This is a genomic window from Actinoplanes sp. NPDC026623 (assembly GCF_040638275.1).
Lineage (GTDB): Bacteria > Actinomycetota > Actinomycetes > Mycobacteriales > Micromonosporaceae > Actinoplanes.
Genome location: NZ_JBEZXZ010000228.1, coordinates 1 through 13,626, shown reverse-complemented (window position 1 = coordinate 13,626; position 13,626 = coordinate 1). Strand labels below are relative to the sequence as shown.

Sequence of the window (13,626 nt, the reverse complement as noted above, 5' to 3'; positions counted from 1 at the left end):
GGCGCCGTCGCGGGTCACCGCGCAGGCCAGCGCGCCGTCCGGGCTCAGCACGGCCTGCCGGCCGAGACCGCGGGGCCGCGCGCCGCCGAGCACGACAAGGCCGCGGCGTCCCTCGGCCACCACCACATCCGGTACGGACACGGCGGCGCGGGGCTGCTCGCGGCACGCGGCCGTCAGGGCGACGCCGCCCGCCATGATGAATAGGTTCCGCCTGCTCGTCATGCCCTGTGGACACCGCCGGGCCGGTCGCGGTTCCCGGGAACCACATCGCGGTACGCGGTGTCATCGGGGTGTCGGCGACCTATCAACGAGGTGGAGGTGTCTGGGCCGGACATGGTCACCGAACTCGACGACGCGGCGGCCGTCTCCCGCGCCCGCTCCGGCGACCTCGACGCGTACGACGTCCTGGTCGCCCGGTACACCGTGCCCGCGCACCGGGCCGCGGTGCTGCTCGGTGCCGGCGCGGACGCCGACGACGTGGTGCAGGAGGCGTTCGTGAAGGCGTACCGGCAGCTCTCGCGGTACCGCGGCGAGTCGGGATTCCGGCCCTGGCTGCTCGCGATCGTCGCCAACGAGACCCGCAACCTGCACCGCTCCCGGCGCCGCCACGACGGCCTGGTGCTGCGCGCCGCCGCGCACGAGCCGCCGGAGCGGGCGGCACCCGATCCCGCCGACACCGTGCTGGCCGACGAGCGCCGGCAGCACCTGGTCGACCAGATCCGGCTCCTCGACGCCCGCGACCGGGAGGTGCTGGTGCTGCGCTTCCTGCTGGACCTGTCGGAGGCCGAGACCGCGGTGACGCTGGGGCTGCCGAAGGGGACCGTGAAGTCGCGGACCTCCCGGGCGCTGGCGAGGCTGCGCGGCCGGCTCGCGGTGGGGGAGGTGCGCGGTGCCTGACCACGAGGACGCCCTGATCGCCGAGCTGCGCGCGCTCGGCGGCGAACTGGACGTGGGGCGGGCGACGGACCAGCGGGCCGCGGTCCGGGCCCGCCTCACCCGGCCGCTGCCGGCCCGGCGCGGACCTGAGGGCAGGCGCGCCGGTGCCGCCGTCCGCGTGCGCCGGTGGATCCTGGCCGGTGTCGCGGCGCTGGTCGGCGCCGTCGTGGTGGTCGCGCCGGCCCGCGCGGCCGTGATCGACGCGGTCGGCGGGTTGCTGCGGATCGCCGGGATCGAGGTGCGGGGCGAGGCGCCGCCCGGCGGCCTGCCGGCCACGCCCAGCCCGCTGCCGTCGCTGCGCACCGCGACCCTGGACGAGGCCCGCCGGGTGGCGTTGTTCCCGGTGCGGGTGCCGGCCGGACTCGGGGTACCGGAGGGGGTCACGCTTGCCGATCCGGACGCCGGCGGCGCGCCGCGGGTGATCACGATGGCCTTCCGAGGGGGGAATGTCCGGTTCGACCAGTTCGACGGCGCGCTGTCGCCGTACTTCCTCAAGACGGCCGGCGACGCCGAGTGGGTGCAGGTGGGCACGGGCGGCATCTGGCTGCGGGGTCCGCATCAGGTCACCTACGTGGGCCGCGACGGCGTCGCGCGCGTCGAGACGGCCCGGCTGGCGGCGCCCACCCTGATCTGGGCCGATGCCGGCGTCACCTACCGTCTCGAGGGGGTGCGGACGCTGGAGGAGGCGCTGCGGATCGCGGGTTCGCTGACTTGAGGTTTTCGCGGGCGCGAACCGGACGGCAACCGTTGCGCGCCGGGTTTGCACTCGGTGGGGGTGGGCGGGGCCCGATGGGGTTGGTATGACGGATACGCAGATCGTGGAGCTGGGGCTGCAGGCGATGACGGTGGCGGCGAAGATGTGTGCGCCGGTGCTGGTGACCGCGTTGTTGATCGGTTTTGCGATTTCGTTGTTTCAGTCGGTTACCCAGATTCAGGAGGCGACGCTGTCGTTCGTGCCGAAGGCTGTGGGTGTCGGTGCGGCGATTCTGTTTTCGGGTAATTGGATGTTGCATGAGATGGTGACGTACACGACGCAGTTGTTCGAGCGGATCCCGACGCTGCTCGCCTGAACGAACCTGAGAAAAGGCCGCCCACCGGGCGGCCTTTCCGGGTCTGCGGCCGGGTGCCTCAACTTGATCTTGACGAGGTACGCGTCCAGCGCCGCATAGCTCTGGTTGGCGCCCTGCTCCATGCCCGACTGCATCATCTGGTCACGGTCCTGCTGCGACGTGAAGCGCGTCGTGCCGGTCACCGTGGTCCTGCCGGCCTCCTCCGTGAAGACGAACGTCTCCACCGCGACGTGGCCGGCCATCGGCTCGTACTCGAACGTCCAGGTGAACGTGTCCGGCGCCGAGATCTCGCGGAATTCGCCGCGGAACGGGTGCTCGGTGCCGTCCGCCGTCTCGACGAAGCGCCAGGCGCCGCCGACCCGGAAGTCGATCGTCACGTCCAGCGGGTTGCCCCGGCCCCACCAGTGGCGCAGGTGCTCGGCCTCGGTGTGCGCGGCCCAGACCAGGGCCCGGGGCGCGTCGAACGTGCGGCTCATGACCAGTTCGGTGGGGCTGGGGGTGCTGATCGCGATGGTGTTCACGGCTTCTCCTTCTGCAGGTCGTCCAGGTAGGTGCCGAGCGTGTCGTAGCGCTGCTCCCACAGCACCCGGTACTGCGCCACCCAGCTTGCGAGGTCGCGCAGCGGCGCCGGCTCGATCCGGCAGCGCCGCCACTGCGCGTCGCGGGTGCGGACGATCAGGCCCGCCTTCTCCAGCACGTTCAGGTGTTTCGAGATCGCCTGCATGCTGATCGGGAACGGCGCGGCGAGTTCGTTGACCGTGGCCTCTCCCTGCGCGAGCCGGGCGACGATCGCCCGGCGGGTCGGGTCGGCGAGGGCGGCGAAGAGGCCGCTGATCGGGTCCGCTGTCGTCATGCTCAACCACCTGGCTTATAAACCGATTGGTTTACCAACCGATTGGTTGAGCGTACCCCTCGCGGTGTCGCTGTCAACCCCGGTCGCCGAGCGCTGCCGATCCGGCTCCGGCCTGGTGTGATGGTCGGCATGAATATCTGGCCGGGGAACCCGTATCCGCTCGGCGCCACCTATGACGGGGGCGGCACCAACTTCGCGTTGTTCTCCGAGGTCGCCGAGCGGGTCGAGCTGTGCCTGTTCGACGACGGCGTCGAGACCCGGATCGACCTGCCGGAGCGCGAGGCCCTGGTCTGGCACGGCTACCTTCCGCGCATCGTCCCCGGACAGCGGTACGGCTACCGCGTGCACGGCCCGTACGACCCGGCGGCGGGGCTGTGGTGCAACCCGGCCAAGCTGCTGCTCGACCCGTACGCGAAGGCGATCGAGGGCCACAACGAGTGGAACAACGCCCTGTATTCGTACCATTTCGGCGAGCCGCTGAGCCTGAACACCGCCGACTCGGCGCCGTACGCGATGCGCTCGGTGGTGATCAACCCGTTCTTCGACTGGGCCAACGACCGGCCGCTGCGCATCCCGTTCCACCAGACGGTGATCTACGAGGCGCACGTGAAGGGGATGACGGCGCGGCACCCCGGCATCCCCGAGGACGTGCGCGGCACCTACTCCGGCCTGGCGCATCCGGTGATGATCAAGCACTTCAAGGACCTGGGGGTGACCGCGGTCGAGCTGATGCCGGTCCATCAGTTCGTGCACGACAGCGGCCTGATCGAGCGCGGGCTGTCGAACTACTGGGGCTACAACACCATCGGCTTCTTCGCGCCGCACAACGACTACGCGTCGTTCGGCGGCCGCGGCGGGCAGGTGCAGGAGTTCCGGTCGATGGTCAAGGCGCTGCACGCGGCCGGCATCGAGGTCATCCTCGACGTCGTCTACAACCACACCGCCGAGGGCAACCACCTCGGGCCGACCCTGTCGTTCCGGGGCATCGACAATCCCGCCTACTACCGGCTCGTCGACCACGCCAAGCAGTACTACTACGACACCACCGGCACCGGGAACAGCCTCAACGTGCGCCACCACGAGTCGCTGCGGCTGATCATGGACTCGCTGCGCTACTGGGTCACCGACATGCACGTCGACGGCTTCCGCTTCGACCTCGCCTCCGCGCTGGCCCGCGAGTTTCACGAGGTGAACCGGCTGGCCGCGTTCTTCGACCTGGTCAACCAGGACCCGATCGTGTCGCAGGTCAAGCTGATCGCCGAGCCGTGGGACGTCGGCGACGGCGGCTACCAGGTCGGCGGCTTCCCTCCGCTGTGGACGGAGTGGAACGGCAAGTACCGCGACACCGTTCGCGACTTCTGGCGCGGCGAGCCGGCCAGCCTCGGCGAGTTCGCCTCCCGCTTCACCGGCTCGTCCGACCTGTACGAGATCGACGGCCGCCGCCCCATCGCCTCGATCAACTTCGTGACCGCGCACGACGGCTTCACGCTCAACGACCTGGTCTCCTACAACGAGAAGCACAACGAGGCCAACGGCGAGCAGAACCGCGACGGCGAGAGCCACAACCGGTCCTGGAACGTCGGCGTGGAGGGACCCAGCGACGACTCGGGCGTGACCGCGCTGCGCGAGCGGCAGAAACGCAACTTCCTGGCCACCCTGCTGCTGTCGCAGGGCGTTCCGATGATCGCCCACGGCGACGAGCTGAGCCGCACCCAGCAGGGCAACAACAACGTGTACGCCCAGGACAGCGAGCTGAGCTGGATCGACTGGGAGGACGCGCGCCACCACGACGTGCTGACCCTGTTCACCGCCCGGCTCACCAGGCTGCGCGCCGAGCACCCGATCTTCCGCCGCCGGCGCTTCTTCAACGGCGACCAGTTGCCGGCCGCGAAGGTGCCCGACATCGCCTGGCTGCGCCGCGACGGCGAGCCGATGACCGGCGAGGACTGGACGGCCCGGTCCGGCATGACCATGACCGTGTTCCTCAACGGGCACGGCATTCCGGAACGCGACGAGCTCGGCGAGCAGATCACCGACGACTGTTTCCTGGTGCTGTTCAACCCGCTGGCCGACCCGGTCACGTTCACGCTGCCGCCGCGGGCGTACGGGCGCACCTGGGAGCCGGTGGTGCACACGGGCGACCCGCTGCTGCTGGCCCGCAGGCGCACCACGAAGGCCGGCGGCAAGCTGGACGTCGGCGGCCACACGATGGTGGTGTTGCGCAGCCGCTACTGAGCGGCGCCGTTCCGGGTCGTCCCGCACGGGGACGACCCGGCGACGCGTCAGCGGTTGTGGCGCTCCCGCCGCACGCCCGGCTTGCGGCCCCGGATCGTGCTCCGCTGCAGGGCGGCGATCACCATGTCGGCGGCCGCCTCCGGCACCTCGACCAGCGAGAAGCGGTCGGTGATCTGAATGGCGCCGATGTCGCGGGCGCTGAGCCCCGACTCGCCGGCGATCGCGCCGACCAGATCCTGCGGGCGCAGCCCGGCTCGCCGGCCGATGCCGAAGAACAGCCGCGCCACCGCCCCGCCGGAGGGGTTGCCGCCCCGCCGCTCGGGCCGGCCGCGGTCGCGGTCCCGATCCCGGTCCCGGTCGTGCTCGCGCGGCGGGCGCGCCACCGACGGGATCTCCTCCTCGTCGACGTCACCGCCGGCCGCCTCGTGCGCCAGCTTCACCGCGGCCAGCGCCACGGTCTCGATGTCGAACTCGCTGGTCAGCGACTCGATCACGACCCGGAAGCGCTCCAGGTCGTCGGCCTGCAGGCTGCTCTCCAGCGCCGAGCGGGTCAGCTCGAGCCGGCGGGCCCGCAGGTCGGTGACGGTCGGCACCTTCTCCACGGCGATCCGCTGGCGGGTCAGCCGCTCGATCGCCTTGAGCATGCGCTGCTCGCGCGGCTCGACCAGGGTGATCGCCGCGCCCTCCCGGCCCGCCCGGCCGACCCGGCCGATGCGGTGCACGTAGGCCTCCGGAGCGGACGGCACGTTGTAGTTGACGACGTGCGTCAGCTGCTCCACGTCCAGGCCGCGGGCGGCGACGTCGGTGGCCACCAGCAGCTCGGTGCTGCCGGCCCGCAGCCGGCCCATGACCCGGTCCCGCTGGTCCTGGCTCATGCCGCCGTGCAGCGCCTCGGCCCGGTAGCCGCGCCCGTTGAGGGTCTCGGTGACCTGGTCGACCTCCTCGCGGGTGCGGCAGAAGACGATCGCCGCGGTGGGCGCCTCCACGTCCAGCACCCGGCCGAGCGCCGCCGACTTGTGTGCGCGGGCCACGACGTACGCGCTCTGCCGTACCAGGGGGATCTCGCCCGGTGCCGACTCCTCCCGGCCCATCTGGATCCGGACCGGGTCCTTCAGGTGCCGGCGGGCGATGCCGTCGATGCGCGGCGGCATCGTCGCCGAGAAGAGCACGGTCTGCCGGGTCTGCGGCGTCTCGGCGAGGATCGCCTCGATGTCCTCGGCGAAGCCCATGTCGAGCATCTCGTCGGCCTCGTCGAGCACGACCGTGCGCACGTCGCTCAGGTCCAGCGTCTCGCGGCTGATGTGGTCCAGCACCCGGCCCGGCGTGCCGACGACGACGTCGACGCCGCGCTGCAGCGCCTGCAGCTGCCGCCCGATCGGCTGGCCACCATAGACCGGCAGGACGCGTACGCCCAGGTCACGGCCGTAGCGGTGCACCGCCTGGGAGACCTGCTCGGCAAGCTCGCGGGTCGGCACCAGCACCAGGGCGGCCGGGCCGCCCTTCGCGTCCGGCTCGAGCCGGTGCAGCAGCGGCAGCGCGAAGGCCGCGGTCTTCCCGGTGCCGGTCGCGGCCTGCCCGAGCAGGTCGTTGCCGGCCAGTAGCGGCGGGATCGCCTCACGCTGGATCGGCGTCGGCTCCTCGTAGCCCAGGCTGGTCAATGCCTTAAGCAGCTCGGGCCGGAGCGCCAGACCGGCGAAGCCTGTCGCGTCCGCGAACAGGTGCTCGCTCATTTTCTCTGCTCCGGATCCTTGGTGCGCCGGTCACGGTGGTGTCCGGCATCAACGACAAGAAGGATACGAGGCGGGCCTTTCGCCCCGGCGGGCCGGGACCTTGAACGTGTCCTGCCCGACCGTCACCGGCGTCGGGATGCCTGCCCGAAGACCACCTGGACCGGCGTCGTGCGGCTCGCGGCGCCGGCGTTGCCCAGCATGCCGTAGTCGCCGTCACCCCAGCAGTAGGTCCTGGCGCCGCTGACGCCGCACGTGTGGTAGCTGCCGGCGGCGAGCTGGGTGAACACCACTCCGCGAGGTGCCCGCACCGGCGCCGGGGCCAGGTGGTCCGCGGTGCCGCCGTTGCCGAGCTGGCCCTCGTCGCCGTAGCCCCAGCAGTAGGTCCCGGCGCGGCCGGCCCCGCAGGTGTGTGCGCTGCCGGCGGCGAGCTGGGTGAAGACGACGCCCTGGGGTGCGCGTACCGGCACCGGTGCGGCCTGGCCGGTGGTGTCGCCGTCGCCGAGCTGGCCGCGGTTGTTGTAGCCCCAGCAGTAGGCCCTGACGCGGCCGGCCCCGCAGGTGTGTGCGCTGCCGGCGGCGAGCTGGGTGAGCCGCACCCCCTGCGGTGTGCGTACCCGCACCGGCGTCCACCGGTCGTCGCTGCCGCCGTCGCCGAGTGTGCCGAGGATGCCCTGGCCCCAGCAGTAGGTCCCGGCGGCGCTGATGCCGCAGGTGTGGCCCTCGCCGGCGGTGAGCCGGGTGAAGACCACGCCCTGCGGTGTGCGTACCCGCACCGGTGCCGGGTGGTCCAGGTCGTCGTTGCCGCCGTTGCCCAGCTCGCCGTCGGCGTTGTCGCCCCAGCACCAGGTCCCGGCGCCGCTGATGCCGCACGTGTGGTTGGTGCCGGCGGCGAGCTGGGTGAAGACGACGCCCCGCGGTGCGCGTACCGGCACCGGTGCCGCCCGGTCCGTGGTGCCGCCGTCACCCAGCTTGCCGTCGGCGCCCTCGCCCCAGCAGTAGGCCCGGGCGCCGCCGATGCCGCACGTGTGGCTGTCCCCGGCGGTGAGCTGGGTGAAGACCACCCCGCGCGGGGCCCGCACCGGCACCGCCGTCCACTGGTCCGCGACGCTGCCGTTGCCCAGCTCGCCGTGGCCGCCGTAGCCCCAGCACCAGGCCGTGGCGCCGCTGATCTCGCAGGTGTGACGTCCGCCGGCGGTCAGCTGCCGTACGGCATCGCCCTGCTGCGCCTCGGCGGGCATCGCGGTCACCGCGACCGCCAGCATCGCCAGCGCGCCGATCCTGGACGTGATTCTCTTCAGCACACCGCCGACGACATCACGGCGACGCGGACCCCGTCCGTGGATCCACCAGGATTCGCCCGTTCAAGGGATGCCGCGCGAACTGGACCTCCACCGGCGTGGTGCGGGTCGCGGTGCTGGCGTTGCCCAGCTCACCCCGGTTGCCGTAACCCCAGCACCAGGTCCTGACGCCGCTGGTCCCGCAGGTGTGGGAGTAGCCGGCGGTGATCCGGGTGAACCTGATCCCCTGCGGTGCCCGTACCGGAACCGGTGTCCTCTGGTCCTTGGTGTTTCCGTTGCCGAGCTTGCCGTCGGCGCCCTCGCCCCAGCAGTAGGCCCCGGTGCCGCTGATGCCGCACGCGTGGGCGAAGCCGGCGGTGAGCTGGGTGAAGACCACCCCGCGCGGTGCCAGCACCGGCACCGGCGTCGTCCGGTTCGCGGTGCCGCCGTCGCCCAGCTGACCATGGCCGCCGTTGCCCCAGCAGTAGGTCCCGGCGCCGCCGATCCCGCACGTGTAGCCGTCGCCGGCGGCGAGCCGGGTGAAGACCACGCCCCGCGGTGCCCGCACCGGCACCGCCGCCGTCTGGTTCGCGGTGCCGCCGTCGCCCAGCTCGCCGCCGCCGCCGTTGCCCCAGCAGTAGGCCCTGCCGCCGCCGATCCCACACGCGTGGTGGTTGCCGGCGGTGAGCTGGGTGAATCTCACCCCCTGCGGTGCCCGTACCGGAACCGGTGTCCGCTGGTCCGTGGTGTCTCCGTTGCCCAGCTGGCCCCAGATGTTCTCCCCCCAGCAGTAGGCCCTCCCGCCGCCGATGCCGCACGTGTAGTCGTGGCCGGCGGTGAGCTGGGTGAAGACCACCCCGCGCGGGGCCGGCACCGGCACCGGCGTCGCGGGAAACTCCGAGGTGCCGCTGTTGCCCCAGCACCAGGCCTTGGCGCCGCTGATGCCGCAGGTGTGGTCGAAACCGGCGGTGAGCTGGGTGAAGACCACTCCGCGCGGGGCCCGCACCGGCACCGCCGTCCACTGGTTCGCCTTGGTACCGTCGCCCAGCTGACCCCAGGAGTTGTCGCCCCAGCAGTAGGCCTGGGCGCCGATGATCTCGCAGGCGTGGTAGCCGCCGGCGGTCACCTGCCGCACCGGATCGCTCTGCCGCGCCGCGGCCGGGGCCGTGGTCACGGCGGCCGGCATCACCACCGCCAGCATCGCCAGCGCGCCGACCTTGGACGTGATTCTCTTCAGCACACCGCCGACGACATCACGGCCACCCGGGCCCCGGCCGTCGATCCACCAAGATTCGCTCCTTCAGGGAGGTTCCCGCTCGGTCGTAGGTCTGACCGATAGTGAGCACCCGGCCCCGCGTTACGACAGGATTACCGCCATGGCTGACGTGATCGTGGTGGGCGGCGGAATCATCGGGCTGACGGCGGCGATCCGGCTGTGCGAGCAAGGCGCCGAGGTGACCGTCTGGACGCCGTCCGGCCCGGAGGAGACCGTTTCGGCGGTCGCCGCGGCGGTCTGGTACCCCACCCACACGATCTACGAGCCCCGCCTGCTGGCCTGGGCCGCGGCGACCTACGACCGGTTCCGCCGGGAGGCGCTCGCCGGTGTCCCCGGGGTGCTCGTCCGGGAGACCCGCAACCTCGAACGCGACGGCGCCGCCGGCGAGCCCTGGTGGGCGTCCGCCGCCCGCGGCCTGCGGTACCGGCCGGCCGAGCCGCCGTGGACCCGCGAGATCCGCTTCCAGGCGCCACTGGTCGAGATGGACACCTACCTGCCGCTGCTGCGGGAGCGGCTGCTCGCCAACGGCGCCCGGGTGGTGCGCCGCCGCGTCGACCGGCTGGACGAGGCCCTGCTCGAGGCGCCCGTGGTGGTCAACGCCACCGGCCTCGCCGCCGGCGGCCTCTGCGGCGACCCCGAGGTGTACCCGGTCCGCGGGCAGATCGTGCGCGTCGCCAACCCCGGCATCACCGTCTCGGTACGCGACCTGGGCGACCCGAGCACCTACGTGCACCCGCGCAGCCGGGACGTCGTCCTCGGCGGCACCTGGCAGGAGAACGACTGGAACACCGCGCTGGACCCGGCGACCAGCGAGGCGATCCTGCGGCGGTGCGTGGCGCTGGTGCCGGAGCTTGCGGGTGCGCCGATCGTCGGGGAGGAGGTCGGGCTGCGCCCGGCGCGCAACGGCGGCCCCCGCGTCGAGGCCGAGAAGTGGGCCGGCGGGACGGTCGTGCACGCGTACGGGCACGGCGGCGCCGGCATGACGCTCTGCTGGGGCTGCGCCGACGAGGTCGCCGCGCTGGCCTCGTGACCCGGCGCTGCCGGTCAGACCGTGCGCAGGTCCACGGTGTGCCAGGTCAGCGTTTGCGGCGAAGTGCCCCCGCCGCGGCCCTCACTCGTACGGCTGCTTCGGCGCGGGGATCTCCTGCCAGGCGGTGACCTTGAGGTAGGGGACGTCGGCCTGGTTCACCGGGTCCTTGGCGACCCGGTTCGTCCAGGCGCCGACGACCTGCACCCAGGCGTCGGACGCGGCGGTGACCCGGGTGTCGCCGTCGAGACCGACCTTGATCGGCCGGCCGTCGGCGGCGCAGCAGGAGACCACCATGCGGGCCAGCATCGGCTCGCCGTCCGGCCCGGGGGTGACGAAGCCGGTCAGCCGCACGGTCCGGCCGGTCAGGCTGCGGCCGCCGTCGAAGACGGCCCGGGACGCGTAGTCGAGCAGCCCGAGGTCGACCGGGTCGCCGGCGGGCAGGGCGGGATAGTCCGAGTCGGAGCCCGGCGCGGTGAGCACCGTGCCCGACTGGCCGGCCGCGTAGGAGCCGAGCGCGGGCGGCGCCACCAGCAGCAGGCCGAGCACCGGCAGCAGGAGCAGCCAGCCGACCCGCGGCTCGTGGTGGTGCCCGGGTCCGTCGTGCCGCTCGGCCTTGCCGCGCAGCTCGTACCAGAGGGTCAGGATCGCGGCGGCGACCAGCAGGATCCCCGCGCCGATGAGGAACGGCTGCAGGGCCTGCTTGACGTAGCGCAGGTACAGGTCGGAGAGGCTCGCCTTGAGCAGCGCGCCGCCGAAGAGCAGCATGATCACGGCCTGGGCCTGCCGGTTCACAGCAGCACCGCCCCGACGCCGGCGCCGACCAGGATCGCCGCGGCGAACGTCGCGGGCGCGAAGCGCGCCGAGAACCGGCGGCCGAAGACGCCGGTCTGCATGGCGATCAGCTTGAGGTCGACCATCGGCCCGACCACCAGGAAGACCAGCCGCGAGGTCAGCGAGAACTGCGACAGCGACGCGGCGACGAACGCGTCCGCCTCGCTGCAGATGGACAGCAGCACGGCGAGCACCGCCAGCGCGATGATGGACAGGATCGGGTAGCCGGCCAGGCGCTGCAGCCAGGACTCCGGGACGGCCACGTTGATGGTGGCGGCCGCCGCGGCGCCGAGCACCAGGAAGCCGCCCGCGTGCATCACGTCGTGCCGGCAGGCGGCCACGAACGCCTTCAGCCGCGAGCCGTCCTCGTGCGGCCGCGGCGGCAGCTTGATCCACTCGGCCTTGCCGAGCCTGAGCCAGAGCCAGCCCATCGCCACGGCGACGATCAGGCTGGCGCCGCCGCGGGCCACGACCATCTCGGGGTTGCCCGGGAAGGCGACCGCGGTGGCGGTCAGCACGATCGGGTTGATGGCGGGCGCGGCCAGCAGGAACGCGAGCGCGGCCGCCGGGGTGACGCCCCGGCGGATCAGCGACCCGGCGATGGGCACGCTGCCGCACTCGCAGCCGGGCAGCACCACGCCGGCCAGCCCGGCGGCGGGTACGGCGAGTGCGGGGTGTTTCGGCAGCGCCCTGGCCCAGAATGATTGCGGCACGAAGACGGCGATGACCGCGGAGAGCACCACGCCGAAGACCAGGAACGGCACCGCCTGCACCAGCACCGAGACGAAGATCGTCGTCCAGGTCTGCAACCGCGGGTCGGAGACCAGCGCGGCGAGCGGGCCGCGGAAGACGACGAGCAGCACGAGCAGCACGGCGAGCAGTTCCACGGAGCCGAACCGGCGACCCCGCGGCGGGGGCTGCGGCGCGGCGGCGGGCTCCGCGGCGCCGCCGGTGCCGGCCTCGGGCCGGGTGCCGAGCCGGTCGGTCATGCCGTCGGTTGCGGTCAAGGGGGTCACTCCGGATCGCGGTTCGGTCGGCGGGCGCGGCCAACCATACCGGGCAGCTCAGGTCCTAGGATCTGTTCGTGATCGCCGTCGTTTCGCACGAAGCCGCCCTCGCCGCCGCCGAACGGGTCGCCGCGGCGCTCGCCCCCGGCGTCGTCCGGCGCGACCGGGACGGTGCCGACGCCGTACCGGTCGAGGCCCTCGCCGACCTGGACGGCTCCGGCCTGCTGTCGATCACCGTGCCGTCCGCCGACGGCGGCCCCGGGCTCGGGCCGCTGACGCTGGCCGAGGTCACCCGGATCATCGCCGCGGTGGACCCGGCGATCGCCCAGATCCCGCAGGCGCACTACCTGCTCGTCGACGTGCTGGCCCGGCACGCCGGCCCCGAGGTCCGCCGGCGGCTGTTCGCCGACGTCCTCGCCGGCCGGCGGATCGGCAACGCGCTCGCCGAGCGCGGCGGCAGCCACGCCCAGGATCTCTCCACCCGGATCGCGGACGGCCGGCTCACCGGCCGCAAGTACTACTGCACCGGCGCGCTGACCTCCGCCTGGATCGCGGTCAGCGCGCTCGACGACGCCCGGCGGCTGGTGCTGGCGTTCGTCCCGCGCGACGCGCCCGGGGTGACCATCGGCACCGACTGGGACGTGATGGGCCAGCGGGCGACGATCAGCGGCACGACCACCTTCGAGGACGTCGCCGCCGAGCTGGTCATCGACTACGCGGGCGCGTTCGAGGTGCCGCAGCAGCTCGGCGCGCGGGCGCAGCTCGTGCACGCGGCCATCGAGGTCGGAATCGCCGAGGGCGCGCTGCGCGACACCCGCGACTACCTGCGGGAGAAGGCCCGGCCGTCTACCGAGGCCGTCCGCGCGGGTGCGGCCGGCGCGGCCGACGACCCGCACGTCCTGCACCGGTACGGGCAGGTGGCCACCCGGGTCCGGGCCGCCGCCGCGCTGCTCCGCGAGGCGGCAGGCGTGCTCGAGCAGATCGGCCCGGTGCCCGCCGACGCCGCGGCCGCCGCGCGCGGCTCGCTGGCGGTGGCGGCCGCCAAGGCCTTCGCCAGCGAGGTCGCGGTGCAGACGGCGTCGGAGCTGTTCGCGATGTGCGGCACCAGCTCGACCGCGGCCAAATACGACCTGGACCGGCACTGGCGCAACGCCCGCACGCACAGCGTGCACGACCCGGTCGCCTGGAAATACCACCACCTTGCCGCCTGGGAGCTGGCCGGCGTCCAGCCGCCCAACCACGGCCAGCTCTAGGGCGCATCTGGCGGATCATGGCGGCCTGCGCCGGGCCCAGCTTCCGCCTCGCGGCGTGGGGTGGAAGGCCGCATACAACACCGCTATGCGACCTTCCACCCCACTTGCGACGCGAAACCTGGACCTCG

Annotated in this window: 13 protein-coding genes and 1 pseudogene; 6 read left to right on the top strand and 8 right to left on the bottom strand. The window is 73.0% G+C overall.

Annotation, left to right across the window (positions count from 1 at the left end; all coding sequences use genetic code 11):
• Positions 1–222, bottom strand: a 222-nt coding sequence (locus AB0F10_RS39085; protein ID WP_360637502.1) for a hypothetical protein, incomplete at its 3' end; no start/stop codon positions are given.
• 111 nt (positions 223–333) lie between these two features.
• Between AB0F10_RS39085 and AB0F10_RS39080 the strand changes: the two genes are divergently transcribed.
• From AB0F10_RS39080 to AB0F10_RS39070, 3 genes and pseudogenes are all read left to right on the top strand, one after another.
• Positions 334–897, top strand: coding sequence for an RNA polymerase sigma factor (locus tag AB0F10_RS39080; protein ID WP_360637509.1), 564 nt, complete (start codon positions 334–336; stop codon positions 895–897).
• Positions 890–1,651 (top strand): hypothetical protein, encoded by a 762-nt coding sequence (locus tag AB0F10_RS39075; RefSeq protein WP_360637499.1) that lies wholly within the window; start codon positions 890–892, stop codon positions 1,649–1,651. The genes AB0F10_RS39080 and AB0F10_RS39075 overlap by 8 nt, the downstream gene beginning before the upstream one ends.
• Positions 1,652–1,736: 85 nt before the next feature.
• A pseudogene (locus tag AB0F10_RS39070) lies at positions 1,737–1,937 on the top strand (flagellar biosynthetic protein FliQ); the annotation flags it as partial.
• Here the strand turns inward: AB0F10_RS39070 and AB0F10_RS39065 are convergent.
• Both AB0F10_RS39065 and AB0F10_RS39060 read right to left on the bottom strand, forming a co-directional pair.
• Complete coding sequence (locus tag AB0F10_RS39065) at positions 1,868–2,482, bottom strand: SRPBCC domain-containing protein (RefSeq protein ID WP_360637506.1); 615 nt, start codon at positions 2,480–2,482, stop codon at positions 1,868–1,870. The pseudogene AB0F10_RS39070 and the gene AB0F10_RS39065 sit on opposite strands and share 70 nt — an antisense overlap.
• Positions 2,483–2,523: 41 nt before the next feature.
• Positions 2,524–2,859 carry a metalloregulator ArsR/SmtB family transcription factor gene (locus AB0F10_RS39060; RefSeq protein ID WP_360637496.1) on the bottom strand — a complete coding sequence of 112 codons (336 nt, stop codon included), beginning with the start codon at positions 2,857–2,859 and terminating at the stop codon, positions 2,524–2,526.
• A gap of 129 nt (positions 2,860–2,988) precedes the next feature.
• Between AB0F10_RS39060 and glgX the strand changes: the two genes are divergently transcribed.
• Positions 2,989–5,094, top strand: a complete 2,106-nt coding sequence (gene glgX / locus AB0F10_RS39055; protein ID WP_360637492.1) for a glycogen debranching protein GlgX — start codon at positions 2,989–2,991, stop codon at positions 5,092–5,094.
• Between the two features lie 47 nt (positions 5,095–5,141).
• Here glgX and AB0F10_RS39050 read toward each other — a convergent pair whose 3' ends face one another.
• The 3 genes from AB0F10_RS39050 to AB0F10_RS39040 form a co-directional block, all read right to left on the bottom strand.
• Positions 5,142–6,824, bottom strand: a complete 1,683-nt coding sequence (locus tag AB0F10_RS39050; protein ID WP_360637489.1) for a DEAD/DEAH box helicase — start codon at positions 6,822–6,824, stop codon at positions 5,142–5,144.
• 122 nt (positions 6,825–6,946) lie between these two features.
• Positions 6,947–8,125, bottom strand: coding sequence for a hypothetical protein (locus AB0F10_RS39045; protein ID WP_360637486.1), 1,179 nt, complete (start codon positions 8,123–8,125; stop codon positions 6,947–6,949).
• A 13-nt stretch (positions 8,126–8,138) separates the two neighbouring features.
• Positions 8,139–9,341 (bottom strand): hypothetical protein, encoded by a 1,203-nt coding sequence (locus AB0F10_RS39040; protein WP_360637483.1) that lies wholly within the window; start codon positions 9,339–9,341, stop codon positions 8,139–8,141.
• A gap of 136 nt (positions 9,342–9,477) precedes the next feature.
• On the opposite strand from AB0F10_RS39040, the gene AB0F10_RS39035 reads away from it, so the two are divergent.
• Entirely contained in the window at positions 9,478–10,407 is a 930-nt protein-coding gene (locus AB0F10_RS39035) for an FAD-dependent oxidoreductase (RefSeq protein ID WP_360637480.1), read from the top strand.
• 81 nt (positions 10,408–10,488) lie between these two features.
• On the opposite strand, the gene AB0F10_RS39030 is transcribed toward AB0F10_RS39035, so the two are convergent.
• Both AB0F10_RS39030 and AB0F10_RS39025 read right to left on the bottom strand, forming a co-directional pair.
• Positions 10,489–11,199 carry a TIGR03943 family putative permease subunit gene (locus tag AB0F10_RS39030; RefSeq protein ID WP_360637477.1) on the bottom strand — a complete coding sequence of 237 codons (711 nt, stop codon included), beginning with the start codon at positions 11,197–11,199 and terminating at the stop codon, positions 10,489–10,491.
• Positions 11,196–12,245, bottom strand: coding sequence for a permease (locus tag AB0F10_RS39025; protein ID WP_360637474.1), 1,050 nt, complete (start codon positions 12,243–12,245; stop codon positions 11,196–11,198). The genes AB0F10_RS39030 and AB0F10_RS39025 overlap by 4 nt, the downstream gene beginning before the upstream one ends.
• Before the next feature lie 77 nt (positions 12,246–12,322).
• Here AB0F10_RS39025 and AB0F10_RS39020 point away from each other — a divergent pair, with 77 nt between their 5' ends.
• Positions 12,323–13,498 carry an acyl-CoA dehydrogenase family protein gene (locus AB0F10_RS39020; protein WP_360637472.1) on the top strand — a complete coding sequence of 392 codons (1,176 nt, stop codon included), beginning with the start codon at positions 12,323–12,325 and terminating at the stop codon, positions 13,496–13,498.
• The last annotated feature ends 128 nt before the right edge of the window (positions 13,499–13,626 follow it).